22 protein-coding genes and 2 pseudogenes are annotated in these 24459 nt (G+C 65.6%); 19 read left to right on the top strand and 5 right to left on the bottom strand.

All coding sequences use genetic code 11. The features are described from left to right. The first annotated feature begins 36 nt into the window (after window positions 1-36). Complete coding sequence (gene pcaD / locus AWC08_RS31015; protein WP_065135365.1) at window positions 37-807, top strand: 3-oxoadipate enol-lactonase; 771 nt, start codon at window positions 37-39, stop codon at window positions 805-807. Between the two features lie 3 nt (window positions 808-810). Here the strand turns inward: pcaD and AWC08_RS31010 are convergent, their stop codons facing one another. From AWC08_RS31010 to benA, 4 genes and pseudogenes are all read right to left on the bottom strand, one after another. Further along, window positions 811-3453 carry a helix-turn-helix transcriptional regulator gene (locus AWC08_RS31010; RefSeq protein WP_069433213.1) on the bottom strand — a complete coding sequence of 881 codons (2643 nt, stop codon included), beginning with the start codon at window positions 3451-3453 and terminating at the stop codon, window positions 811-813. A gap of 49 nt (window positions 3454-3502) precedes the next feature. Further along, a pseudogene (benC, locus tag AWC08_RS39285) lies at window positions 3503-5427 on the bottom strand (benzoate 1,2-dioxygenase electron transfer component BenC). Window positions 5428-5437: 10 nt separating this feature from the next. Further along, entirely contained in the window at window positions 5438-5962 is a 525-nt protein-coding gene (gene benB, locus AWC08_RS31000) for a benzoate 1,2-dioxygenase small subunit (protein ID WP_069433191.1), read from the bottom strand. Beyond that, on the bottom strand, window positions 5959-7326 hold the full coding sequence (benA, locus tag AWC08_RS30995; RefSeq protein WP_082986511.1) for a benzoate 1,2-dioxygenase large subunit: 1368 nt from the start codon (window positions 7324-7326) through the stop codon (window positions 5959-5961). Before benA ends, benB begins: the two co-directional genes overlap by 4 nt. 158 nt (window positions 7327-7484) lie before the next feature. Here benA and AWC08_RS30990 point away from each other — a divergent pair, with 158 nt between their 5' ends. Genes AWC08_RS30990 through catC form a run of 3 tightly spaced genes read left to right on the top strand, consistent with a single transcriptional unit; the run spans window position 7485 to window position 9767 of the window. Further along, the gene (locus tag AWC08_RS30990; RefSeq protein WP_065135368.1) at window positions 7485-8588 is read left to right on the top strand and encodes a mandelate racemase/muconate lactonizing enzyme family protein; all 1104 of its coding nucleotides are present in this window, start codon (window positions 7485-7487) and stop codon (window positions 8586-8588) included. Between the two features lie 30 nt (window positions 8589-8618). Next, a complete protein-coding gene (gene catA / locus AWC08_RS30985; protein WP_065135369.1) occupies window positions 8619-9473 on the top strand; it encodes a catechol 1,2-dioxygenase in 855 nt (284 codons plus the stop codon). A 6-nt stretch (window positions 9474-9479) separates the two neighbouring features. Then, window positions 9480-9767 (top strand): muconolactone Delta-isomerase, encoded by a 288-nt coding sequence (catC, locus tag AWC08_RS30980; RefSeq protein ID WP_069435315.1) that lies wholly within the window; start codon window positions 9480-9482, stop codon window positions 9765-9767. Window positions 9768-9776: 9 nt separating this feature from the next. On the opposite strand, the gene AWC08_RS30975 is transcribed toward catC, so the two are convergent. After that, window positions 9777-10955 carry a LuxR C-terminal-related transcriptional regulator gene (locus tag AWC08_RS30975; protein ID WP_065135395.1) on the bottom strand — a complete coding sequence of 393 codons (1179 nt, stop codon included), beginning with the start codon at window positions 10953-10955 and terminating at the stop codon, window positions 9777-9779. Window positions 10956-11082: 127 nt separating this feature from the next. Between AWC08_RS30975 and AWC08_RS30970 the strand changes: the two genes are divergently transcribed. The 15 genes and pseudogenes from AWC08_RS30970 to AWC08_RS30900 all read left to right on the top strand — a co-directional run. Then, window positions 11083-12375, top strand: a complete 1293-nt coding sequence (locus AWC08_RS30970) for a cytochrome P450 (RefSeq protein WP_069435314.1) — start codon at window positions 11083-11085, stop codon at window positions 12373-12375. Continuing rightward, window positions 12372-12773 carry a nuclear transport factor 2 family protein gene (locus AWC08_RS30965; protein ID WP_065135372.1) on the top strand — a complete coding sequence of 134 codons (402 nt, stop codon included), beginning with the start codon at window positions 12372-12374 and terminating at the stop codon, window positions 12771-12773. Before AWC08_RS30970 ends, AWC08_RS30965 begins: the two co-directional genes overlap by 4 nt. A 312-nt stretch (window positions 12774-13085) precedes the next feature. Then, entirely contained in the window at window positions 13086-13859 is a 774-nt protein-coding gene (locus tag AWC08_RS30960) for an MlaE family ABC transporter permease (RefSeq protein ID WP_069435316.1), read from the top strand. 9 nt (window positions 13860-13868) lie between these two features. Continuing rightward, a complete protein-coding gene (locus AWC08_RS30955; protein ID WP_065135373.1) occupies window positions 13869-14684 on the top strand; it encodes an ABC transporter permease in 816 nt (271 codons plus the stop codon). Between the two features lie 5 nt (window positions 14685-14689). Continuing rightward, window positions 14690-16027, top strand: a complete 1338-nt coding sequence (locus AWC08_RS30950) for an MCE family protein (protein ID WP_069435313.1) — start codon at window positions 14690-14692, stop codon at window positions 16025-16027. Window positions 16028-16061: 34 nt separating this feature from the next. Then, window positions 16062-17090 (top strand): virulence factor Mce family protein, encoded by a 1029-nt coding sequence (locus AWC08_RS30945; protein WP_069435312.1) that lies wholly within the window; start codon window positions 16062-16064, stop codon window positions 17088-17090. Next, entirely contained in the window at window positions 17087-18322 is a 1236-nt protein-coding gene (locus tag AWC08_RS30940) for a virulence factor Mce family protein (RefSeq protein ID WP_085088693.1), read from the top strand. Before AWC08_RS30945 ends, AWC08_RS30940 begins: the two co-directional genes overlap by 4 nt. Then, window positions 18319-19572, top strand: coding sequence for a virulence factor Mce family protein (locus tag AWC08_RS30935; protein WP_065135376.1), 1254 nt, complete (start codon window positions 18319-18321; stop codon window positions 19570-19572). The genes AWC08_RS30940 and AWC08_RS30935 overlap by 4 nt, the downstream gene beginning before the upstream one ends. After that, the gene (locus tag AWC08_RS30930; protein WP_069435422.1) at window positions 19569-20711 is read left to right on the top strand and encodes a virulence factor Mce family protein; all 1143 of its coding nucleotides are present in this window, start codon (window positions 19569-19571) and stop codon (window positions 20709-20711) included. Before AWC08_RS30935 ends, AWC08_RS30930 begins: the two co-directional genes overlap by 4 nt. Further along, window positions 20712-22130 carry an MCE family protein gene (locus AWC08_RS30925; protein ID WP_069435423.1) on the top strand — a complete coding sequence of 473 codons (1419 nt, stop codon included), beginning with the start codon at window positions 20712-20714 and terminating at the stop codon, window positions 22128-22130. After that, entirely contained in the window at window positions 22097-22669 is a 573-nt protein-coding gene (locus AWC08_RS30920; protein WP_372513501.1) for a mammalian cell entry protein, read from the top strand. Before AWC08_RS30925 ends, AWC08_RS30920 begins: the two co-directional genes overlap by 34 nt. Before the next feature lie 5 nt (window positions 22670-22674). After that, a complete protein-coding gene (locus AWC08_RS30915; RefSeq protein WP_065135398.1) occupies window positions 22675-23157 on the top strand; it encodes a hypothetical protein in 483 nt (160 codons plus the stop codon). A 10-nt stretch (window positions 23158-23167) separates the two neighbouring features. Next, window positions 23168-23509, top strand: a complete 342-nt coding sequence (locus AWC08_RS30910) for a DUF732 domain-containing protein (protein WP_069435424.1) — start codon at window positions 23168-23170, stop codon at window positions 23507-23509. Window position 23510: 1 nt separating this feature from the next. Continuing rightward, window positions 23511-24152: a CAP domain-containing protein gene (locus AWC08_RS30905; protein WP_069435425.1), complete on the top strand. Its 642-nt coding sequence runs from the start codon at window positions 23511-23513 to the stop codon at window positions 24150-24152. A 112-nt stretch (window positions 24153-24264) separates the two neighbouring features. Further along, a pseudogene (locus AWC08_RS30900) lies at window positions 24265-24459 on the top strand (hypothetical protein); the annotation flags it as partial.

Genomic DNA, 24459 nt, shown 5'->3' with positions numbered 1-24459 from the left:
ATCGCTCATGGACATACCGATGGTTGTAGGTCGCGTATGAGTTCAGTCGAAGTGCATGCGATCGACAGCGGACGGCGCGACGGCCCCGTCGTGGTGCTGTCGAACTCGTTGGGATCGACACACCGCATGTGGGACGCTCAGATCGGCACCCTCGAACGCCACTTTCGGGTGCTGCGGTACGACACCCGCGGCCATGGTGCCTCACCGGTACCCGACGGTCCCTATGGAATCGAGGCCCTGACCGACGACCTCGTGGCGCTGCTCGATCGCTTCCGCATCGAACGCGCGCATGTCGTCGGCTTGTCACTCGGCGGCATGACCGCGCTGCATCTGGCGGCGCGCAACCCTGATCGAGTCAATCGAATTGTCGTGCTGTGCACCGCGGTGCAGCTTGCGCCCGCCAGCGCGTGGACGCAGCGAGCCACCTTGGTGCGCGCGCGGGGGACTGCGGCCGTGGCGTCGGCGGTAGTGGCGCGGTGGTTCACCGGCGACTATCGGCGAACCCACCCCGAGGTCGCTGCCGCGCACGAAAGTATGGTTGCGGCAACGCCTGCCGAAGGATATGCCGCCTGCTGCGAGGCGATCGCCGCGGTTGATTTGCGGGCAGCACTGTCGAGCGTCAGGGCACCGACGCTGGCTGTCGCCGGCGCCGATGACTCGGCCACCCCACCCGCCAGGCTCCAAGAGATCGTCGCCGGTGTCGCCGACTCGCAACTACTGGTCGTCGATCACGCCGCGCATCTGGCCAACGCCGAACGCCCCGCTGAGGTCACCGCAGCGATCGTCGCCCACCTGCAACACCCGTGACCGTCAGCGGCCCAGCGCCGCCAACTCCGCTCTCGAGCGCACGCCCAGCTTCGTGTAGACACGGCTCAGGTGGTACTGGACGGTCTTGGGGGACACGTATAACTCGGCAGCCACTTCACGATTCGACAGTCCCTTGGCCACGAGCACTGCCACCGCCTCCTCCTGCGGCGTCAGTTCGGCGCTGTCTCGCATGTCACGAGTTTGATGAAGTCCGCCGGCCTTCAGTTCGCGATCGCACCGAGCGACGTCGATGACGGCGCCGAGCGCGGCATAGAGTTCACGCGCGGTGCCTATGACGGCGTCGGCGGCACGCCGTTTACCGGCTCGCCGCAGCGTCTGGCCGTAGGCCATATTCACCCGCGCGGCGTCGTAGCGCAACGCCAGCCCGTCGAGCAGTGTCAGCGATTCCTCGAAAACCTCGCGGGCTGCTGTGACGTCGCCGAGCGCACCGAGCAACCGGCCCCGCGCACAGCCCAGACGGGCCTGCGCGCTGCGATGCTCGCGTTCCCGCGCGCGCTGTTCATGGGGACGCAAGAAAGCGTCGGCGGCCTCGAGTTCACCGTTGAGCACCAAGGCGTTTCCCATCGCGTCGGCCCACGGCCAGTAACCCGGCTCCTGCAGTGACGTGCCCGCGGCGATCTGGCTCAGCGGCTCGAGCACCCGACGGACGGTGGCGTAATCGGCCTGTACCTCCGCGATCTGGGCGCGCAGCAGCAACGTTGGAATGCGCATCATCTCGTACTCGCCGCTATTCGCCGAGGCGGTACACGCCGCTGACTCGGCCGCCGCCCAATCCCCACGCAAGGCAGCGATCTGGCCGGCGGTCCACTCCAACAGCGGCGTCGTCAGCACGATCCCACTCGACCGGGCCAGCGTGCGGCCTTGCTCCACGCTGCCGAGGGCGTTGTCCCATTCGCCCATCACAAACTGCACCCGGGCCAACCATGCCCACGCCCACAACGTAATTCGCGTCGAGCCACCGAGGGGGGCCGACGCCACAGCGCTCTCGAGGCTCGACCGCGCCCCTTCGATGTCGTCGCACATCAACTGCACCCACCCGCTGCCCATCACCACCCGTTGCGCTTGGGCCCCATGGCGAACCCGTGTCCTCAAGTCCTGGTAGGCGGCCACCGCGCGCTCGGGGTGGCCGGCGGCGAGGAGACCGAGACCACGGATAGCGGCGGCCTCGATTCCCGCGGAAGAATCGCGACCGGCCAATTGCACTGCCCGGTCAGCCCACTGAACCACCTGCTCGCCCCGACAGTGCACGAGGGCGTGCAACACGTGCCGCTGGGCGATGAAGGCGGCCGTCTCGGGCTCGCTATCGATGTCCACGATGTCCCATGCCCGCCGGAGTCTCAGCTCAGCCTCGGTCGCCCTGCCCCGTAGGATCGCCAGGTAAGCCAAAACGACGTTGCGCAGCGGTGTTTCGCGCAGGCTCTGCACCGCGGGGACGAGTGTGCCGGCGCCGACGCAATCCCCGGCGGCCACTAGCGCGTCGACCGAATGAGTCAGGCGCCGATCGCGTAGTAGCGGGTCGTCGGTCAGGCGGCTCGCATCGCGGAACAGGGTGGCGGCCAGCGACCAGGCGCCGTCCGCGCCGCATTCGCGGGCAAGCGCGTCGACCTCATCTGCCAGCACCGGATCGGGCAGCGGCGTCGCCGCAACGCGATGTCGCAACCGTGCCGCCGGGTCGGCGACAATGCCGGCAGCGCGCTGGTGGGCGTCGGCAACGGCTTGCGGTCCGGCCAGATCGAGCACCGCGGCCCGGGTGAGGCCGTCACGCAACCGGGGGAGCAGGGGGTCGCCGGCCGTGAGCAGTCCTGCGCGGGTAGCCGCTTCCACCGCGGCGAAGGGCCGACCCAGGTCGGCCAACCGTGCGGCATCGGCCAGGGTCGCCTGCCCGTCAAGCACGGCCAGGGCGAGAGCCAGTGTGCGCCCGTCGGATTCGGCTTGCTGCAACTGTTCGGCTACCCGCCTCGTCACCTGCCGCGGTGCGGGCAGGTCCGACTCCAGCTGCGCCCACGTCTGCGGTGGCAGCTCGTCGAGCAGGGCACGGACGTGTCCAGGGTTCCCGTTGGTGTGGCGGGTCAGCCGGTCGACCATCGACGGGTGCAGGATCCGGCCGTAAGCGGACGCCAGGTCGGCGACATCAGCCGGGGGAAGCCCCGCCAGCCGGAGCTCGCCGCCAATCAGGTCCCGCACCGCCGACGCATCACCATCGCTGATCATCACGACGAGCAGGGGCAGCTCCCGATGGTGTCGTGTCAGGGTCGAAAGTGCCTGCAGCGAAAACGTATCAGCGTGCTGGGCATCATCGATGACGAGTAGCGTCGGCCCTCGGCCGGCCAGATCGCGCACCAATCCGGCGGCCGCGACCACCGGATCGGGAGGCGCGGGGGTCTGCGAGAGTTGGGCCAGCACACCCCCGGCCAGTGATTTCTCCCAGGCGGTCGCCGCGGCCCACCGGCTGGCTGGATGACGTTCGGCGAATCGGCGCAGCAGCGCGGTCTTGCCGATGCCCGGCTGACCCGTCACCGCGATGACCTCGAGGCCGTCGGTTCCGCGAGCCGTCAGGCGCCGGGACAGATCGTCGAACTCGCTTGCGCGGCCGACGAACGCGACGGGCGCGATGGTCACGTCCATCATCGTAAGTGCTGCTGGTCTTGCCACCTCGGCCGCGGCGTCATGGCGGTCAGCCGATGTCCCCACCCGCGACGGGCAGGATTGTGCCGGTGATGTAGGAAGCTTCGTCGGAAGCCACGAAGCAGATTGCCGCGGCTTGTTCGTCCAGAGTGGCGTACCGCTTCATCAGTGACGACGCGATCGTCTGCTCGATGTGGGCGTCGAACCAGCCTTGCTCGGCGGCGTTCGCCGGCACCGGCGTGCCCCGCGGGATCCGCCGCGGCGGCGCCGTGGTGCCCCCGGGCGCGGTGGCCACCACCCGGACACCCGCGTCGGCGTACTCCATAGCCAATGATGCGGTGAGCGCGTTGACTCCGCCCTTGGCGGCCGAATACGGAATCCGATGGATACTGCGAGTGGCGGCGGACGAGACGTTGACGATGACGCCGCGCCCGCGGTCGACCATCGTGGGCAGCACGGCGCGGCATGCGTACAACGTCGTCATCAGCGACCGGTCGATCTCGGCACGGATCTCGGCGGCGCTGAACTCGGTGAACGGTTTGAAGTTGATCGCCCCGCCGACGTTGTTGATCAGGACGTCGATCCGGCCGAAGGCCCGAATAGCCTGGCACACCATCGCTTCCGCGCCCTCATAGTGCTCGAGGTCCACCGTTATCGCTGCCACCCGGCAGGTGCCCGCAGTCAAATCGTCGGCGACTTCGGTGACCAATTCGGACCGATCGGCCAGCACGAGTGCGCCGCCCTCGGCATGAATCCGCCGGGCTGTGCGCTCGCCGATGCCTTGCGCCGCGCCGGTGACGACCACGACCTTGCCGGCAAAGCGGCCAGGGGTGATGAACGACTGGTGGCTCACGGTTGCCTCGGCGGGAACACCAGTTGCCCGGCGATGCGACGGGCACCCGACTCGTACAGGTGCGGATCGTCACGGTCGAGTGAACCGGACGGCCGCGGGGCCGGCGTGAACTTCTCGTAGTAGAAGTCCTGTGGTGCGCCTTGCGCGGTCGTGACATATGCGCGCACCGCCTCCACCATCGGCGGAGGACCACAGAGGTAGATGGCGACGTCGCCGCCGTTGAGATGCCCGGGTTCAATCAGACTGGTTACGACGCCGCGGTCGGGCCCTTTGTTCGGTGCGGTGCTGGCCGGATCGTAGACGCAGTAGTCCCACGTGAATGCCGGTGATGCCGAGGCGATTTCGCCTATCTCGTCCAAGGCGACGAGATCGTCGTCGGTGCTGACCCCGTAGATGAGATGTGTTCTGCGTGCGTCGCCGGTGGTGCCCATGCTGTGCAACATCGCCAGGATCGGCGCCAGGCCGGTGCCGCCCGCGAGCAGGAGCAACGAGCGGTCGCCCTCCCGCAGAAAAAAACAGCCGTGTGGACCGGTGAAGCAGATGCGGTCACCGACAGCGGCGCGGTGCGTCAGGTACTGTGACATCGCTCCGCCCGGGGTCAGCTTGATCAGGAACGTGAGTCGGGTTGCCCGGGGGGAGTTGCAGAACGAATACGACCGCACCTGATCGGTGCCCGGTACCGCGATGTTCACGTACTGACCCGGCAGGAACTCCAGTTCGTTGCGGTTGGGTATGTCGATTCGGAGCTTGACCGTGGTGGCCGACAGCGATTCCAGCTGCGTGAGGGTGCCGGTATAGGTGGTGGCCTTCGTCCTGGCGGATTCGGAGGTGCCCGCAATGAGCATGACGAGATCGGAGCGGGGCCGCATTTGGCACGGCAGCACGTAGCCGGCGGCGGCCTCAGCACGTGACAACGCATCTTCGAGATACCTGCCGCCGTCATAGCTACCGCTGGTGCACAACGCTTTACAGGTTCCGCACGCACCGTCGCGGCAGTCGAGTGGAATGTTGATCCGCTGCTGGTAGGAGGCGTCAGCCACCGTCTGATCGGTTCGGCAGGTAATGAACCGGGTGACACCGTCTTCGAACGAGAGCGCCACCGAGAAAGCGGGTGCTGACACGGCGGTCGCCTCAGACGTGGTAGATGTCCACCACGTGGTGGATGTAGTCGTTTTTGAGCACCACCGTCTTGCGCCGAATGACCGGGTTCTCTCCGGAGAAGTCGATGGCACAGAAGGATGTCCCGTAATAGACGTCCACTGTCTTGTAGCGGAAATACATGGTGTGCCAATTGAATCGGACATCGACCAGCTGTCCCCGACGCTCGATCACTTCCACGTTGGTGATGTTGTGACTGGTGCGTGGTTCAGGTATCGACGTGGCCGAGGACCGCTCGGTGCGGATGCGGAATACCCGGTCGGCCAATCCACCCTTGTTCGGGTAGTAGATCAGCGAGATGTCCCGTTGCGGATCATCCACCAGCTGATCATCGTCTGTCCAGGCGGGCATCCAATAGACGACATCCTCGGCGTAGCAGGCCAGCCATTTCTCGAATTCGCGGTCGTCGAGATAACGCGCCTCGCGGTAGAGGAACTGCTCGATGGCGTTCTGCGTGATCATGGTGGACGCCGCCGCTGCGGGGCTCGTTGTAGTCATGGCGACCGCTCCAGTTCCTTGTCCAGGGCTCTGCGCATCGATTCCAGCCAGAAACCATGCTGTACGGGGTAGAGGCCTTCGTCTTCGTTCTTGGTTCCGGCCGAGATGACGCCGCGCATGGCAAGGGAGGCGGCTACCTCGTCCGGGCCCTGCAGCCGGTGCGCCGCACCACGGCTCAGGTCGTTCCACTTGGCGGCCCGCGCACGGAATGTCAGCTGGCAGGACCGAAACTCCTCCAGGTCATCGGGCGTGGCCATGCCCGACGCGTTGAAGAAGTCTTCGTATTGCCGGATGCGTTGCGCCCGCGCTGCCGCGGCTTCTCCCTTGGGTGCGATGCAGTAGATGGTCACCTCGGTCCGATCCGGCGCGATCGGGCGGAAATGCCGGATCTGGGTCGAAAACTGGTCCATCACATAGACATTCGGATACAGGCAGAGGTTGCGTGAGCCCTTGACCATGAATTCGCCCTTGGCGTCGCCGAACGTGGCCTTGAGTTTGTCGAGTCTGTCCCACAGTGGCCGGTCCTGGGGATTGGCCGCCCAGGTCCACAGACACAGGTGGCCGTGCGGAAATGACCAATATCCGCCGCCGGACTTGCCCCAGCTGCCCGCGTCGAGTGTCTTCGTGTCGTTCGTGGACTCTCCGACGGTGCGCCGGCTGGTGGTAGCGGCATAGTTCCAATGCGTCGCCGTCACGTGGTAGCCGTCGGCCCCGTTCTCGGCCTGCACCTTCCAATTTCCGTCGTAGACATAGGTCGACGAGCCGCGCAGCACCTCCACTCCGTCGGGGGACTGGTCGACCAGCATGTCGATCACCTTGGCTGCGTCGCCCAGATGCTCGGCAAGGGCGACGACGTCGGGATTCAGGCTGGCAAAAAGGAATCCGCGGTATTCGTCGAATCGGGCGACCCTGGTCATGTCGTGCGAACCGTCGACGTTGAACGTCTGTGGATACCCGGCCTCGTCGGGGTCCTTGACCTTGAGCAGCGTCCCGTCGTTGCGAAACGTCCATCCGTGGAACGGGCAGGTCAGCGTCATCCGGTTGTCTGTCTTGCGGCGACAGATCATCGCGCCGCGATGTGCGCAGGCGTTGATCAGGCAGTGCAGCCGGCCGTCCTTGTCGCGGGTGATGACGACCGGCTGGCGACCGATGTAGGTGGTGAAGTAGTCGCCTGAATTGGGAATCTGACTGTCGTGGGCCAAATAGACCCAGTTGCCTTCGAAGATGTGCTTCATCTCGAGCTCGAAAACGTCGTCATCGGTGAAGATTCGGCGGTTGACGCGGAACACTCCGGCCTCCGGATCATCGACGACCGCATCGGCCAGGACGGCGGCCACATGCGTCAGGGAGCGCTTCGCGGACATGGTCTGCACCATCGCATCGGGTAGCCGCGGTCACACTGGGTGTTTGGCTAGTCCTGACTAGGCCATTGATCGACGGATATTGACGATGAATATCCCGATGCCTATGTCTGTGTCATGGATAAATCCGGCTCCTACCGTCGACGGACCGGGTGTGAACGGTGAAAATCACTGCGGTTGAGGCGATCCCATTCACGATTCCCTACGTCAAGCCGGTGAAGTTCGCCTCGGGACAGGTGCACGCAGCCGAGCACGTGCTGGTCCGGATACACACCGACGAAGGCGTCGTCGGCGTCGCCGAGGCGCCGCCGCGCCCTTACACCTACGGTGAGACGCGAGACGGAATCCTCGCGGTCATCCGGGGTGTTTTCGCGCCCCAGATCCTCGGACTGACGCTGACCGAACGCGAGGTCATCACCTACCGGCTCGCACGTACCGTCGGCAACCCGACGGCGAAAGCGGCGATCGACATGGCGGCCTGGGATGCACTGGGGCGTAGCCTCGACCTACCGGTGAGCGCGCTCCTGGGCGGATTCACCGACCGCATGCGGGTCAGCCACATGCTCGGGTTCGACACGCCGTCGGCGATGGTGGCCGAGGCCGAGCGCATGGTCGACGAATACGGCATCACCACCTTCAAGGTGAAGGTCGGACGCAGGCCGGTCGCCGTGGATACCGCCGCGGTGCGAGCGCTGCGCGAACGCTTCGGCGACACCGTGGAACTCTACGTCGACGGCAACCGGGGATGGACGGCGTCGGAGTCGCTGCGCGCGATGCAGGAGATGGCCGACCTGGACCTGCTCTTCGCCGAAGAGCTGTGCCCGGCCGACGACGTGCTGGGCCGACGGTGGCTGCTGCAGCACATCGACGTCCCCTTCATCGCCGACGAATCGGTTCCTACGCCGGCCGACGTGATCCGCCAGGTGCTCGGTGGGTCGGCTACCGCTATCAGCATCAAGACGGCCCGCACGGGATTCACCGGCTCGCAACGTGTCCATCACCTCGCCGAAGGTCTGGGCCTCGAGGTGGTGATCGGCAACCAGTTCGACGGTCAGCTCGGCACGGCATGCGCCGTGAGCTTCGGCGCCGCGTTCGAGCTGACGTCGCGACGAGCCGGTGAACTGTCCAACTTCTTGGACATGTCCGGCGACCTGCTCGCCGCACCGCTGTGCATCCGGGACGGCGAGCTGCACCTGCCGGCAGGGCCGGGTCTGGGCGTCGATGTCGACCCGGCCAAGCTCGACCACTACCGCACGGACCGATGAGAATTACCGGACAGAAAGGCGCCGGAGGAGATGATCACCGTTGAGGAACTGACCGCCGCCGCGGCGGGTGCATCGGCAACCGAGCGATTTCGCACCGACAAGTCACCGTTCACGGCAGTCACGGAGACACCGAAGGATCGGGTGAGCGAGCTTGCGCGCGAGGTCCTTTCCGCGTTGCACGACACCATTCGCCGGCACCGGGTGACCTACGCCGAGTACAACGCCCTCAAGGCGTGGCTCATCGACGTCGGGTCCGATGGTGAATGGCCGCTGTTCCTGGACGTTTGGATCGAGCATGTTGTCGAGGAGGTGGCCACGGAACATCGCAGCGGCAGCAAGGGCACCATCGAAGGCCCCTACTATGTGCCGGGCTCTCCGCACTGCGGTGCGCGCGCAACCATCCCGATGCGCGACGACGAGCCGGGCACCCCGGTGCACTGGACAGGAAGAATCAGCTCCGTCGACGGCAGCCCGTTGCAGGGCGACATCGAATTGTGGCACGCCGATGCCGACGGCCGGTATTCCCAGTTCGCGCCGAACCTGCCCGAGTGGAACCTGCGCGGCACCTTTACCGCCGATCCCGACGGGACATTCGAGATCACCACGATCCGGCCCGCCCCGTATGAGATCCCGACCGACGGATCGTGCGGGCGGCTGATCGCCGCCGCGGGTTGGCACGCCTGGCGGCCGGCGCATCTGCACGTGAAGGTTTCGGCCGTCGGCCATCAGCCGCTCACGACGCAGCTGTACTTCCCCGATGACCCGCACAACGACGATGACATCGCCTCCGCGGTCAAGCCCGAGCTGATGCTCGAGCCCCAGACCCAGGCCGACGGTTCGCAGAAAGTCGTCTACGACTTCCTCCTCGACCCGGAGAAGGCCTGAGCTGCAATGCTTTTCCACATACGCATGGATGTACACCTGCCACCCGACCTCGACCCGCAGCAGCGGTCAGCCCTGGTGGCACGGGAGAAGGACTACTCACAAGAGCTGCAGCGAGCCGGCAAGTGGCCACACATCTGGCGCATCGTCGGCGAGTACGCCAACTTCTCCGTCTTTGATGTCGAATCGAATGACGAACTGCATCAACTGCTCTCCGGGTTACCGCTCTTTCCCTTCCTGACCATTCGCGTGACGCCGCTGGCGGCCCACCCGTCGGCGATGTCCGAGACACGCTGAATGTCAGCCTCATTCGGATACGGTGGCCAGGCGCACATAGGCCGATGCCGCCTCCGCACGGTTCGTCGCACGCAGCTTTCGCAACACTCGCTTGACATGTGACTTGACCGTGCCCGACGAGATCACCAGCTCGTCGGCGATCTGCTGGTTGGTACGGCCCGCCGCCATCAGCCGCAGTACTTCGACCTCACGGCGGGTCAGCACGGCCATCACCTTCGTCTCGACCTCGGCCAGTGACCTTGCGGCAGGACCACGTTCAACAGGCTCGATCTTGCGCAAGTCCAGATCGGCGTCCTGCAGCGCGCGGGCGGCCTCGTCCGCGGACGCCAGGGCACGCCGCACCTCCGTGTGCTGGCGGCGCATCCGCTCCAGCAGCACCGTGCGTTCATAGGCGTAACCGAAGCCTTCGGCGAATGCCCAGACGGTGTCGCGATCGATCTCGTCAACCACCCGGCCGGAATACAGCCGGTCGGCGTGCAGAAAGCCGATCACCTTCCCGGTAGGCATGACCGGCGCGGCCACGTAGGAATGGGTCAGCGAGAAATCGATGATCGGCCGGTTGACGCGCGGGTCGGTGCGGGCATCCCGCACGATCGCGGGCGCCTGCCGGCGAATCATCTCCGTTTCCAACAACATATGGTCCAACGGCGGCGCCACCGACTGCGCAAAGGCGACCATCTTCTCCGCACCGGCACTATCATCACCGAAATAGGCGGACTCCATCACCATCCGACCCTCGTGGACGCGGAACAACACAGCGCGGTCGAATCCGCACGACTCGACCAGTTCTCGCGGTGCCCGGTCGACGATCGCGGCGACATCCTCGACGGCGCGCAACTTGCTCAGGCCTTCCTGGACCTGTAGCAAGGCAAAGGTGCGCCGCTTGGCGCCGTCTTCGAGCAGGTCCCGTTCCAGCGCCGACAGGTCCAGCACAGCCTCGAGCGCATTGAGCGCGCGCACGTCGCCGAGAGACTCCAGGGCGGCGCGCACGACAGCAGCCTTGGCATCGATGGCCTCGGCGACCACGGCCATCGGGTCGTCAGTCGGATCCACGGCGCATCCACGGAAGGCTTCGCGGTACTGGCGTGCGGCCTCGGTCTCCCTGACCGGACGGGACGCCCAGCCCGGGTGGTCTCCGTCGGCCAGGGTCGCAAACGATGCGGGATCGGGTGTACCGCTGGCAACCATCACGTGCTTACTGTCCTCCCAGGGCTGGCGTGGCGCGGCGAAAAATCCAAATTCCTCTCCTCTGGGGGCAGGAGTCCTCCCCAACGGGGGATCGCTTTGCCACCGGCGGGGGCCCAGGCTGGTCCGCATGTCATCTGCGACCGTTCCGGACACCACATCTACCCCCGAAGCCCGCGAAGCCCTGCACTTGCTCACAACGCCCGGGGGCATCGCCGACCCCTATCCGCTCTATGACCGGCTCAGGGCACTCTCACCCGTTGCGGGTTATCGGGATTGGCCGCCTGGGACGGTGCCCGGCGCCGACGAACCCGTCACCGCGTGGGCGCTGTTCAGTTACGACCAGGTGTTCCAGGCCGCACGGGACAGCGCGACATTCTCGTCCCGGGATCCGCTGCAGGAGGCCTCGTCCGCACCGAGCCTGATGCTGGTCAATACCGACCCGCCCCAGCACGAAGTGGAACGAAAGTTGGTCAGCCAGGCGTTTTCTCCGCGCCGCGTCAAGCGGCTGGAGGCCTGGCTCACCGAGCTGGTCCCGCGCCTGCTCGCCGACCTTGACGAGGCTTCCCGCGGCGGCACTGCCGAGGTGATGGAGTTCGCCGCCGAGATCCCCACCCGAGCCATGGTGCGACTGCTGGGTTTACCGGACGGCGACCACGTGCGCTTCCGGCGCTGGGCCAACGCATTCATGCTGTCCTCGTCGCTGACCCCGCAAGAACGCATCGCCAGCAACGAGGAGATGGTGGCGGCCTTTGCGGCGCGGCTGGCCGAGCGCACCGAGCATCTGGCCAACGAAGGAGCCGGATGCCCGAGCAGTCAGGACGTCGAGGACGCGGAGGATCTGATCTCCGCGCTGCTGCGCGCCGAGGTGGACGGGCAACGGCTCACGCCGGAGGAGATAGTGCGGTTCTGCGTCACGCTGGTGGTTGCCGGCAGCGAAACCACTACCTTTCTCATCGGCAACCTGCTGCACGCGCTGGCACGGGAACCCCAGGTGCAGAACCGTGTTCGCGCCGACCGCACCCTGCTCAACATCTTCGTCGAAGAAACGATGCGACTCGACGGGCCACCACAGCGCCTCTTTCGCATCGCCACCCGCGACGTCGAGATCGACGGCAAGATGATCCGTGCGGGGGACTGGGTGGCGCTGTTCTTCGGATCCGCCAACCGCGATCCGGCCGTATTCCCGGACCCGGGACGCCTCGACATCGACCGGCTCAACATCCGCCAACAGCTCTCACTGGGGCACGGCCTGCATTTCTGCCTCGGCGCCGCACTGGCCAGGCTGGAAGTCATGTCGGTGCTCAACGCGGTGCTGGATCGCTATCCGACGATCACCCTGACCGACGACCCCGGCACCAAACAGACCGCCAGCCTGCTGACGCATGCGTATGTGCGCCTGCCCCTTCACCTTTCATCATGACGGTCGAACGCAATATCGCCGCCACCAGAGCTGTCTACGCCGCGGTGCCGGCGGGCGACCTGCAGACCGCGCTGGCACATCTGGATCCGGAAATCCGCATCACCTACTACGGCACCGACAGCATTCCGTACGCCGGTGATTACCGGGGCATCGACGAAGCGGTGATGTTCTTCACCAAGGTCGGGCAGCATATCGAGATCGTCGAGATGCAGACGTGGAAATTCATCGCTCAGGGCGACGACCTCGCCACCTGGGGGCGACAGCGGTTCCGTCGGGTCACCACCGGACACGAATGGGAATCGGAATTCGCTCACATCATCACCCTGCGCGACGGTCGCTGGCTGCACTTTCGCGACTTCATGAATTCCGCCCTGACACTGGATGCGTTCAGCCGATGAGGGTCACCGCCGACCGCGAGATCTGCATGGCAGCAGGGATGTGCCGGACAGCCGGCAACAGCAGGCGGGTGGCCCAACCCGTGGGCGGTGCCCTCCGGAGCGTCGCGACTGGCACCGGAGTGCACTTGCCTATCGCCGCTCTAGGCGATACTAGCAAGATACATGATCTGCGGTAAGTGGTTATTTGCTTGGCTATTTACCACCCAAGGCAGGAATTATGCGCGTATCGTCTATGGACATGAGCGCCGTGTGCCGCGTACTCTCTCCGATGTCACACGTCCACATCGAGCAGGCCGGGGGGTGCGCGGCGACATGGTGATCGCGGTCGGCCAGGCGGCCAAGCCGGTCCGTGCGATCGGTGACTTCTTCGCGATGTCACTGGACACCTTCATGGCGGCGTTCCGGCCGCCGTTCGCCTGGCGCGAGTACCTGTTGCAGTGCTGGTTCGTCGCCCGGGTGTCAACGCTCCCAGGCATTTTGATGACCATTCCGTGGGCGGTGATTTCGGGTTTCTTGTTCAATGTCCTGCTGACCGACATCGGCGCCGCCGATTTCTCCGGCACCGGTTGCGCGATCTTCACCGTGGACCAGAGCGCCCCCATCGTGACGGTGCTGGTGGTGGCCGGCGCGGGCTCCACCGCGATGTGTGCCGATCTGGGCGCGCGAACCATCCGCGAGGAACTCGATGCACTGCGGGTCATGGGCATCAATCCCATTCAGGCGCTTGCGGTTCCGCGGGTTCTGGCGGCTACTACCATCTCGCTGGCCTTGAGTTCGATCGTGACCGCGACCGGTCTGATCGGCGCCTTCTTCTGCTCCGTCTTTCTCATGCACGTCTCGGCCGGCGCCTGGGTGAGCGGTCTGACCACGCTGACCCACACCATCGACGTCGTCATCTCCATGATCAAGGCGACCCTGTTCGGTTTGATGGCAGGACTGATCGCCTGCTACAAGGGCATGTCGGTCGGCGGGGGCCCGGCCGGGGTCGGGCGGGCCGTCAACGAGACGGTGGTGTTCGCGTTCATCGTCCTTTTCGTCATCAACATCATCGTCACCGCCGTCGGCATGCCGTTCATGGTGTCGTGAGGTGCAGCCATGACGATGACGCAAAGCGTTGCAGCCGAATGGAATCGCCTGGGAGCCCAGATGCGGTTCTATGTCAGCACACTGACCGGTATCCCTGATGTCGTGCTGCACTACCGCGGCGAACTTTTCCGGGTCATCGCCCAGATGGGTTTGGGTGTCGGCACTCTCGCGGTGATCGGCGGCACGGTGGTCATCGTCGGGTTCCTGGCGATGACCACCGGCGCGATCGTTGCGGTGCAAGGCTACAACCAGTTTGCGTCGGTCGGCGTCGAGGCATTGACCGGCTTCGCGTCCGCCTTCTTCAATACCCGTGAGATCCAGCCGGGAACCGTGATGGTCGCCCTGGCGGCCACGGTGGGGGCCGGGGCCACCGCCCAGCTGGGTGCGATGCGGATCAACGAGGAGATCGACGCTCTCGAGGTGATCGGAATCCGGAGCGTCAGCTACCTGGCGAGCACCCGGGTGCTGGCCGGCGTCGTGGTGGCCGTGCCACTGTTCTGCGTCGGGCTCATGACGGCCTATCTGGCCGCTCGGCTGGGCACCACGGCGGTCTACGGGCAGGGCTCCGGTGTCTACGACCACTACTTCAACACGTTCCTGCGTCCTACCGACGTGCTCTGGTCGTCGTTCGAAGTCGTCGTCGTGGCCCTGGTGATCATGCTGGTGTGCACCTATTACGGCTACACCGCGCACGGCGGCCCGGCCGGGGTGGGCGAGGCCGTCGGGCGGGCGGTGCGTGCCTCGATGGTCATCGCGTCGATCGCCATCGTCATCATGACGCTCGCCATCTATGGCCAGTCCCCGAACTTCCACCTGGCGAGCTAGCCGACATGAACCGTGGACCGGACCGGCACCGTCTGCACGACGGGTGGTGGACGCTGATCCTGCTGGCCACCATCGGGATCGTCGTCCTGGTGACGGCGGTGTCGTTCGACGGCACCCTGCGCTCGTATGTACCCGTCACGCTGACCTCGGACCGCTCCGGGCTGGTGATGGACACCGACGCCAAGGTCATGATGCGCGGCGTGCAGATAGGCCGGGTCAGCCACATCGCCGACGACAGGTCGGGGACGCGGCTGGCGCTGCAGCTGGACCCCGACCAGATGCGTTACATCCCAGCCAATGTCGAGGCGCAGATCAGTGCCACCACCGCATTCGGCGCGAAGTTCGTCGAACTGGTGGTACCGCAGCAGCCGAGTCGCGCGCGACTGGCCGCCGGGGCGGTGCTGCACTCGAAGAACGTCAGCACCGAGATCAATACCGTCTTCGAAAATGTGGTCAGCCTGCTCAACGTGATCGACCCGCTCAAACTGAACGCGGTGTTGACCGCGGTTGCCGACGCCGTCCGAGGCCAAGGAGAACGGATCGGCAGGGCCACCACCGACCTCAACGAGGTGTTGACGGCGCTCAACGCCCGCAGCGACACCATCCGCCGCGACTGGAAGTCCCTGCAGAACTTCTCCGACACCTACAACGCGGCCGCACAGGACATCTTGACGATCATGGACGCCGCCAGCACCACCAGCACCACCGTCGTCAGCCACGCCAAGGAGCTGGATTCGTTGCTCCTCAACGTCATCGGCCTGTCCAATTCCGGGACCACCCTGCTCGGCGGGAGCAGAGACAACCTCGCCGCATCGGTCAACCTGCTGGAGCCGACGGCGCGACTACTGGGCAAGTACAGCCCCGAATACACCTGCTTCCTGCAAGGCGTCACCTGGTATCTCAACAACGGCGGCTACGAGGCGTGGGGTGGCGGCGACGGGCGCACCCTCCAGCTCGATGTCGCGTTGCTGCTCGGCAATGACCCGTATGCCTTCCCGGACAACCTGCCGCTGGTCGCTGCCAAGGGAGGTCCCGGCGGCAGGCCCGGCTGCGGGTCACTACCCGACGCCAGCAAGAACTTCCCGGTACGCGAACTGGTGACCAACACCGGCTGGGGAACCGGCATCGACATCCGCCCCAATCCTGGACTCGGACATCCCTGTTGGGCCGATTACTTCCCGGTGACCCGCGCCGTACCCAAGCCGCCGTCGATTCGACAATGCATCCCCGGACCGGCCGTCGGCCCCAACCCGGGTGGGCCGCCGTACGGGGCGGCGCTGTACGGCCCCGGAGGAGTGCCGCTGTGGCCTGGGGTTCCGCCGGCAGAACCGGGACCGCCGTGATCCACCAAAAAAGCATCGAAGCAGGAGAAAAGCCATGCGGGACAATCTGAGAGGGGTCGTCCTGCGCCTCGGGGTTTTCCTGGCGGTCTGCGCACTGACCGCGTTCGCGCTGGTTGCCGTCTTCGGCGAGGTGCGCTTCGCGGCCGGCAAGATCTACTACGCGGAGTTCACCAACGTCTCAAACCTGCGGCAGGGCAAGCTTGTTCGCATCGCCGGCGTGGAAGTCGGCAAGGTCACCAAGATCTCGATCAACCCGGATGCGACGGTGCGTGTCGCGTTCACTGCCGAGGATTCGGTCACGCTAACCGAAGGCACCCAGGCCGTCATCCGCTACGACAACCTGTTCGGCGACCGCTACCTGGCGCTGGAAGAAGGGGCCGGCGGTCTCGCCGTTCTGCGCCCCGGTCAGACGATTCCGTTGGCGCGCACCAAGCCGGCGCTGGATCTGGACGCCCTGATCGGCGGCTTCAAGCCGCTGTTCCGGGCGCTGAATCCGGATCAGGTCAACGCGCTGAGCGAACAACTCCTCCAAGCGTTCCAGGGGCAGGGACCGACCATCGCCTCTTTCCTGGATCAGGCCGCTGCCCTGACCAACACGCTGGCCGACCGCGATCAGTTGATCGGCCAGGTCGTCGACAACCTCAACGTCGTGTTGGGTTCCCTTGGTGGGCAGAGCGATCGGCTCGACCAGGCAGTGCTGTCGCTGTCGCAGCTGGTGCACGGACTGGCCGAACGCAAGACAGAAATCTCCAACGCGGTGGCCTACACCAACGCCGCGGCGGGATCGATCGCCGACCTGCTGTCACAGGCCCGCACACCGTTCACCAAAGTGGTGCACGAAACCGATCGGGTCGCCGGTATAGCGCTGGCCGATCACGACTATCTCGACAACCTGCTCAACACGCTGCCCGACCGATACCAGGCACTGGTGCGCCAAGGCATGTACGGCGACTTCTTCGCCTTCTATCTGTGCGACGTCGTACTCAAGGTCAACGGCAAGGGCGGCCAGCCCGTGTACGTCAAGGTGGCCGGCCAGCCGACGGGACGGTGCGCGCCGAAATGAAAAGCTTCGCCGAACGCAACCTGCTGACCATCGGCGCGGTCGGCATCGCCAGCGTGACCGCAGCGGTGGTGGGCGCCTTGGAGTACCGGCATTTACCGTTCTTCGATCACGGGAAGACGGTGTCCGCCTACTTCGCCGACGCCGGCGGGCTACGCACCGACAACACCGTCGAGGTGTCCGGCTACCCGGTGGGCAAGGTGTCCAGCATCGAGCTCGACGGCCCGGGCGTGCTGGTCACCTTCAACATCGATGACGACATCCGGCTCGGCAACCGCACCGAAGCGGCGATCAAGACCAAAGGTCTGCTGGGCAGCAAGTTCCTCGATGTGCTGCCGCGCGGTGACGGCCAGCTCACCGGTCCGATCCCGATCGAGCGGACCATGTCGCCTTATCAATTACCGGACGCGCTGGGCGATTTGGCCACCACGATCAGCGGACTGAACACCAGCCAGCTGTCGGCGTCGCTGGATATGCTCTCGCAGACCTTCGCCGACACGCCGGCGGATTTCCGGAACGCGGTCAAGGGCGTGGCCCGGCTCGCGCAAACACTCGACGAACGGGATGCCCAGCTGCGCAGTCTGCTCGACAACGCGGCCAAAGCGACCGGGGTACTGGCCAAGCGCACCGACCAGATCGTCGACCTGGTGCGCGACACGAATGCGTTGCTCGCCCAATTGCGAACGCAGAGCGCCGCACTGGATCAGATCTGGGGGAACATATCCGCGGTGTCGAAGCAGTTGCAGGGCTTCATCAGTGAGAACCGGCAGCAGCTGCGTCCGGCTCTGGACAAGCTCAACGGGGTGCTGGCCATCGTGGAGAATCGCAAAGAACGTGTGCAACAGGCGATTCCGCTGCTCAACTCCTACGTGATGTCACTCGGTGAATCACTGTCGTCGGGCCCGTTCTTCAAGGCGTACGTGGTCAATCTGCTGCCGGGCCAATTCGTCCAGCCATTCATCAGCGCCGCCTTCTCCGACCTCGGGTTGGACCCGGCCACGCTGCTCCCGTCGCAACTGACCGACCCGCCGACCGGCCAGCCCGGGACCCCGGCGTTGCCGGTCCCGTACCCACGAACCGGGCAGGGCGGCGAACCACGTCTGAATCTGCCCGACGCCATCACCGGCAATCCCGACGATCCGCGCTATCCGTACCGCCCGGAGCCGCCCGCTCCGCCGCCCGGCGGTCCGCCACCCGGGCCGCCGGCGCAACAGCCACCGCGAGGCACTCCATGACCGCGAAGCTGCGGCGTGCCCGCTCGGTGCTGGCGACCACCCTTGCCCTGATCTTCGTCGCGGGTGTGATCGTGTCGATGCGGACGGCGGAGGAGACCGGCCGAACGGTCGTCGTCGCCTATTTCGACAACAGCAGCGGCCTGTTCGCCGGGGACGACGTCCGCATCCGCGGCGTGGCGGTGGGCAAGGTCCTCAAAATCGAACCGCAACCGCTGCGCTCCAAGATCACCTTGTGGTTCGACCCCCGGCACAAGGTCCCCGCCGACGCGAAGGCGGCGATCCTGTCACCGCAACTTGTAACCGGTCGGGCAATTCAGCTGACGCCGCCGTATACCGGCGGGCCCGCCATGGCCGACGGCGCGATCATCCCGCAGGACCGCACGGCGGTTCCGGTCGAGTGGGACGACCTGCGGACTCAACTGCAGCGGCTCACCGAATTGCTGAAACCCACCCGGCCCGGCGGCGTCAGCACGTTGGGTGCACTGATCAACACCGCCGCCGACAATCTGCGCGGCCAGGGCGCCAGCATCCGCGACACCGTCATCAAACTCTCCCAAGCAGTTTCGGCACTGAGTGATCACAGCAACGACATCTTCGCCACCCTGAAGAACCTGTCAACGTTGGTGACGGCCTTGCACGACAGCGCCGATCTGCTCGAGCGCCTCAACCAGAATCTGGCGTCAGTCTCGTCGCTGCTGGCCGACGATCCGCACAAAGTCGCCGCGGCGGCCGAGGACCTCAATGCCGTCGTGACCGACGTCCAGAGCTTCACCGCGGACAACCGTGAGGCCGTCGGCACGGCCTCGGAGAAGCTCTCGTCGATTAGCAGGACGCTGGTGGCCAGCCTCGACGACATCAAGCAGACACTGCACATCAGCCCCACGGTGTTGCAGAACTTCAACAACATTTTCGAGCCGGCCAACGGATCGCTGACCGGCGCGCTGGCGGGCGCCAACATGGCCAATCCGATCGCGTTCCTGTGCGGGGCTATTCAGGCGGCCTCGCGACTGGGCGGCGAGCAGGCGGCGAAACTCTGCGCCCAGTACATGGCGCCGATCGTGAAGAACCGCCAGTACAACTTCCCGCCGTTGGGGGAGAACCTATTCGTGGGGGCCCAAGCCAGGCCCAACGAGATCACCTACAGCGAGGACTGGATGCGCCCTGACTTCGTGCCCCCGGGCGCCCCGGTGCATCCCGACCCCGCGGCCGGCCTGCCCGGTCTGATGCTCCCCCAGGGAGACGGCTCATGAACCGGCTCGCGGCCTTAGTGGTGGTGCTCGCGGTTGTGGCCGGAGTCTCCGGGTGCGGCTGGCACGGGCTGAACTCACTGCCGCTGCCCGGCACCGAAGGCAACGGACCCGGCTCTTACGTGATTTCGGCGCAGCTGCCCGACGTCAACAACATTCAAGCGAACTCACGGGTGCGGGTCGCGGACGTGACGGTCGGCCACGTGACCAAGATCGAGCGTCAGGGCTGGCATGCGTTGGTGACCATGCAGCTCAACGCCGACGTCAACCTGCCCGCGAACGCGACGGCCAAGATAGGCACCACCAGCCTGCTGGGCTCGTATCACATCGAGCTGGCACCACCGAAAACGGAAGCGCCACAGGGCAAGCTGGCTGCGGGCTCCGTCATCGCCCTGTCCCGCGGCAGCGCATATCCGAGCACCGAGCAGACGCTGGCCGCGTTGTCCTTGGTGCTCAACGGCGGCGGGTTGGGCCAGATTCAGGACATCACCGAGGCCTTGAGTACGGCGTTCCGCGGCCGTGAGCACGACGTGCGCAGATTGATCGGGCAACTGGACCGCTTTTCCGCCTACCTCAACGACCAGTCCGGCGACATCATCGCAGCCACTGAGAGTGTGAACCGCCTTGCCGGTAAGTTCGCCGCTCAGCAACCGGTACTGGACCGCGCCCTGGCGACCGTCCCCGACGCGCTCGCGGTACTCAACGAGGAGCGCGGCAAGCTCGTCGAGGCGGCTGATCAGCTGAGCAAGTTCAGCGCCCTGACCGTGGACGCGGTCAACACGACCAAGGCGAGCCTGGTCAGTGAATTGTCGCAACTGGGGCCGGTTCTGGAGTCTTTGGCCAACGCCGGTCCGAGCCTCACCCGGTCGCTGTCCCTGCTGGGCACCTTCCCGTTCCCGAACGAGACCTTCCAGAATTTCCAGCGCGGTGATTACGCGAATCTGACGGCGATCGTCGACCTCACGCTCAGCCGGATCGACCAGGGGTTGTTCACCGGCACCCGCTGGGAGTGCCATCTGACCCAGCTTGAGCTGCAGTGGGGCCGCACCATCGGCCAGTTCCCCAGCCCCTGCACCGGAGGCTTCCGGGGCACGCCCGGCAACCCGTTGACCGCGCCTTACCACTTCGAGCAGGGGCCCTGAATGCTGCACCTGCCGCGACGAATCATCGTGCAATTGGCCGTCTTCAGCGTCATCGCGCTGGGCGTGCTGACCGTGACGTTCCTGCACTTCGTGAAATTGCCGGCCATGCTGTTCGGCGTCGGCCGGTACACGGTGACGATGCAGCTGCCGGAGTCCGGGGGCCTGTACGGCACCGGCAACGTCACCTATCGCGGCTTCGAGGTGGGCCGGGTGGAGTCCGTGCGGCTCACCGACGCCGGGGTCGAAGCGGTGCTGTCCTTGAAGTCGGGCATCGACATCCCGTCCGACCTGAAAGCGGAGGTGCACAGCCACACCGCGATCGGCGAATCATACGTCGAACTGCTGCCGCGCAACGCCACCTCACCGCCGCTGAAAGACGGTGACGTCATCGCACTGGCCGACACCTCGGTGCCGCCGGACATCAACGGATTGCTCAGCGCCGCCAACTCGGCGATAGCTGCGATACCGCGGGACAACCTGCAGACCGTTGTCGACGAGTCCTATACCGCCGTGGGCGGTCTGGGTCCCGAGCTGTCCCGGCTGGTGGCAGGTTCGACAACCTTGGCGACGGACGCCCGCAAGAATCTCGACCCCCTGCTGACGCTGATCGACCGTGCGCCGCCGGTGCTCGACTCGCAGACGCACACCTCGGATGCGATCGCGGGCTGGGCGTCACACCTGGCCGCGGTCACCGCGGATCTGCAGGCGCACGACGGAGCTGTCGGCGGAGTGATCGACCGCGGCGGCCCGGCGCTGCAAGAAGTGCGGCAGCTGATTGATCGCGTGCAACCGACCCTGCCGATCCTGCTGGCCAACCTGGTCAGCGTAGGCCAGGTGGCGTTGACCTACCAGAACGACATCGAACAACTGCTCGTCGTCTTCCCGCGGTCGATCGAGGCTGAACAGGCCGGAATCTTGGCCAATCTCAATACCAAGCAGGCATATCGGGGTCAGTATCTGAGCTTCAACCTGAACTTGAACCTGCCGCCGCCGTGTATGACCGGTTTCCTGCCGGCCCAGCAGCAACGCGTTCCGACATTCGAGGACTACCCGGGCCGCCCGGCCGGCGATCTGTACTGCCGGGTGCCGCAAGACTCGCCGCTCAATGTGCGTGGTGCACGGAACATTCCGTGCGAGACGGTGCCCGGTAAGCGGGCGCCCACCGTCAAGCTCTGCGAAAGCAACGAGCAGTACGTGCCTCTCAACGACGGCTTCAACTGGAAGGGTGACCCCAACGCAACCTTGTCAGGTCAGGGCATCCCGCAGTTGCCGCCCGGGCCTGCACCCGTGGCCCCGCCGATACCCCCACCGCTGGCCGCCGCCGAATACGACCCGGCCACCGGCACGTACGCCGGGCCGGGCCAACCCGCTCCAAAGGACAAGACATGGCAATCGATGCTGCTGCCGCCGGGCAGCTGACGCCCGAATCCGTGGCAGCTGACGACACCCCTCCGGCCCCACGCACGCGACGATCCCTTTCCGCCCATGGGTGGGCGACGGTGTTCGGCGTGGTCGCGGTGGTGTGTTTGGCAGCGCTGACGGGCTGGCTCGGGTTCCGCGCCCACCAGTCGCAGCAGGCGCAGTCGCAACGCAGTCAGTTCCTCCAGGTAGCCAGGCAGGGCGCGCTGAACCTGACGACCATCGATTGGCAGCATGCCGATGCTGACGTGCGCCGGATACTTGACGGCGCGACGGGCGAGTTCTACAACGACTTCGCCAGGCGCTCAGGACCGTTTATCGAGGTGCTGCAACAGGCCAAGGCCAGCACGGTCGGCACGGTGACGGAGGCGGGGCTGGAGTCCCAGAGCGCCGATTCCGCTCAGGCGCTGGTTGAAGTGTCGGTGCAGACGTCCAATGCGGGCGAAACCGAACCGGTTCCCCGGTTGTGGCGAATGCGGATAACAGTTACCAGGATCGGTGATCACGTGAAGGTGTCCGACGTAGGATTCGTGCCATGAGCGCGATCAAGTGGTCGCGGGTGCTCACTTACGGGCTGCTGCCGGCGCTGGCACTCACGCTGGCGGCGGCATCCGGCTGGCTGAAATGGCAGGACATGTCAGTCCGCGACGCGGCGGCGGCCCGGTCGGAATCCATGCGGGCTGCCACTGAGGGCACCATCGCCCTGCTGTCCTACAAGCCAGACACCGTGCAGCACGATCTGGACGCCGCGCGCGGCAGACTGACGGGGGCATTCCTGGACGCTTACACCCAATTGACGCACGATGTAGTGATTCCCGGCGCCAAACAGAAACAGATATCAGCGGTGGCGACCGTTCCGGGCGCCGCGTCGGTGTCGGTGACAGCCGACCATGCCGTAATACTGCTGTTCGTGAGCCAGACCGTCGTCGTCGGCCAGGATGCCCCGACCAGCACCGCGTCCAACGTTCGGGTCACCCTCGACAAACGCGACGGCCGTTGGCTGATATCGCGATTCGATCCGGTCTGAGGTGACGCCAATGCGCCGTTTCGGTTTCGTCGTGGTGGTAGCAGCTCTGCTGGTCACAGGTGCACCACCGCGCGCGAACGCTGATGCGGTGGCCTATCTGGTCAACGTCACCATGCGCCCCGGGTACAACTTCGCCAACGCCGACGATGCCCTGCAGTATGGGAATGGATTGTGCGACAAGATATCTCAGGGACGCGGATACGCCTTGCTGATCGGCGACATCAAGGGCGACTTCAACACCACCGATGAATACCAGGCGTCGTATCTGCTGAGCCAGGCCGTGAACGAATTGTGCCCGGCCCTGATCTGGCAGTTGCGACACTCCGCGGCCAACTATCGGATTGGAGGCTGACATGAGGCGGATCCTGCTCACGCTCTCCGCAATATCGTTGGGCGCCGCGGCGGGGGTTCCGGTGGCACACGCGGACAACAAGCGCCTCAACGACAGCGTGGTCGCCAACGTGTTCACCGTTCAACATCAGGCGGGCTGCACCAACGATGTCAAGATCAATCCGCAGCTGCAGCAGGCCGCCCAGTGGCACACGCTCGATGTGTTGAACAACCGGGACCTCAACGGCGACATCGGTTCAGACGGGTCCGCGCCCCAGGACCGGGCAGCCGCCGCCGGCTATCACGGCAAGGTCGCGGAAACGGTGGCGATCAATCCCGCCATGGCGATCAGCGGCGTCGAGTTGATCAACCGGTGGTATTACGAGCCGGCGTATTTCGCGATCATGTCCAATTGCGCCAACACTCAGATCGGCGTGTGGTCGGAGAACAGCCCGGATCGGACCGTCGTGGTAGCGGTCTACGGACAGCCCGATGTCCCTGCCGCGGGGCCGCCCAGACCGCCGTCGGTGGTGGCACTGCAGGAGAACGTTCCTCTTGATCCCCGACCGGATTACGACGCGACCGACGAGATCGAGTACGCCATCGACTGGTTCCCGTGGATTCTGCGCGGAGTGAACCCGCCGCCCGGTATCCCGCCGGAGTGAGTTCTCACGTGGCACATGCCGTGCCGCGAACGTGATATCACCGGTGCTATCAACGTGATTCGCTGTGTCGTCGCCATCCGAACTTGTCGGTGGTCCTTCGTAAAATTCTGGTATGGCAGCGAGCACGCGTGTGGAGATCATCGAGGCCTTCGACGCGTCCGACGATGCCCAGGACCGCTTGTGCGCGTTGACGTTTGCGGCAATGACCACCCCCGAGCTGATGCGGTTGATGGAGCGCGAGGAACGCCGGGAACGCCGAGAGCGCTCCGTGCGCCACGCCTTGATCAACCAACTCGCCGCCCAGGCC

This window comes from Mycobacterium gordonae, from assembly GCF_002101675.1.
Taxonomy (GTDB): domain Bacteria; phylum Actinomycetota; class Actinomycetes; order Mycobacteriales; family Mycobacteriaceae; genus Mycobacterium; species Mycobacterium gordonae.
The sequence above is the reverse complement of the archived record's forward strand: the minus strand, read 5'-3'. Positions and strand labels throughout refer to the sequence as shown.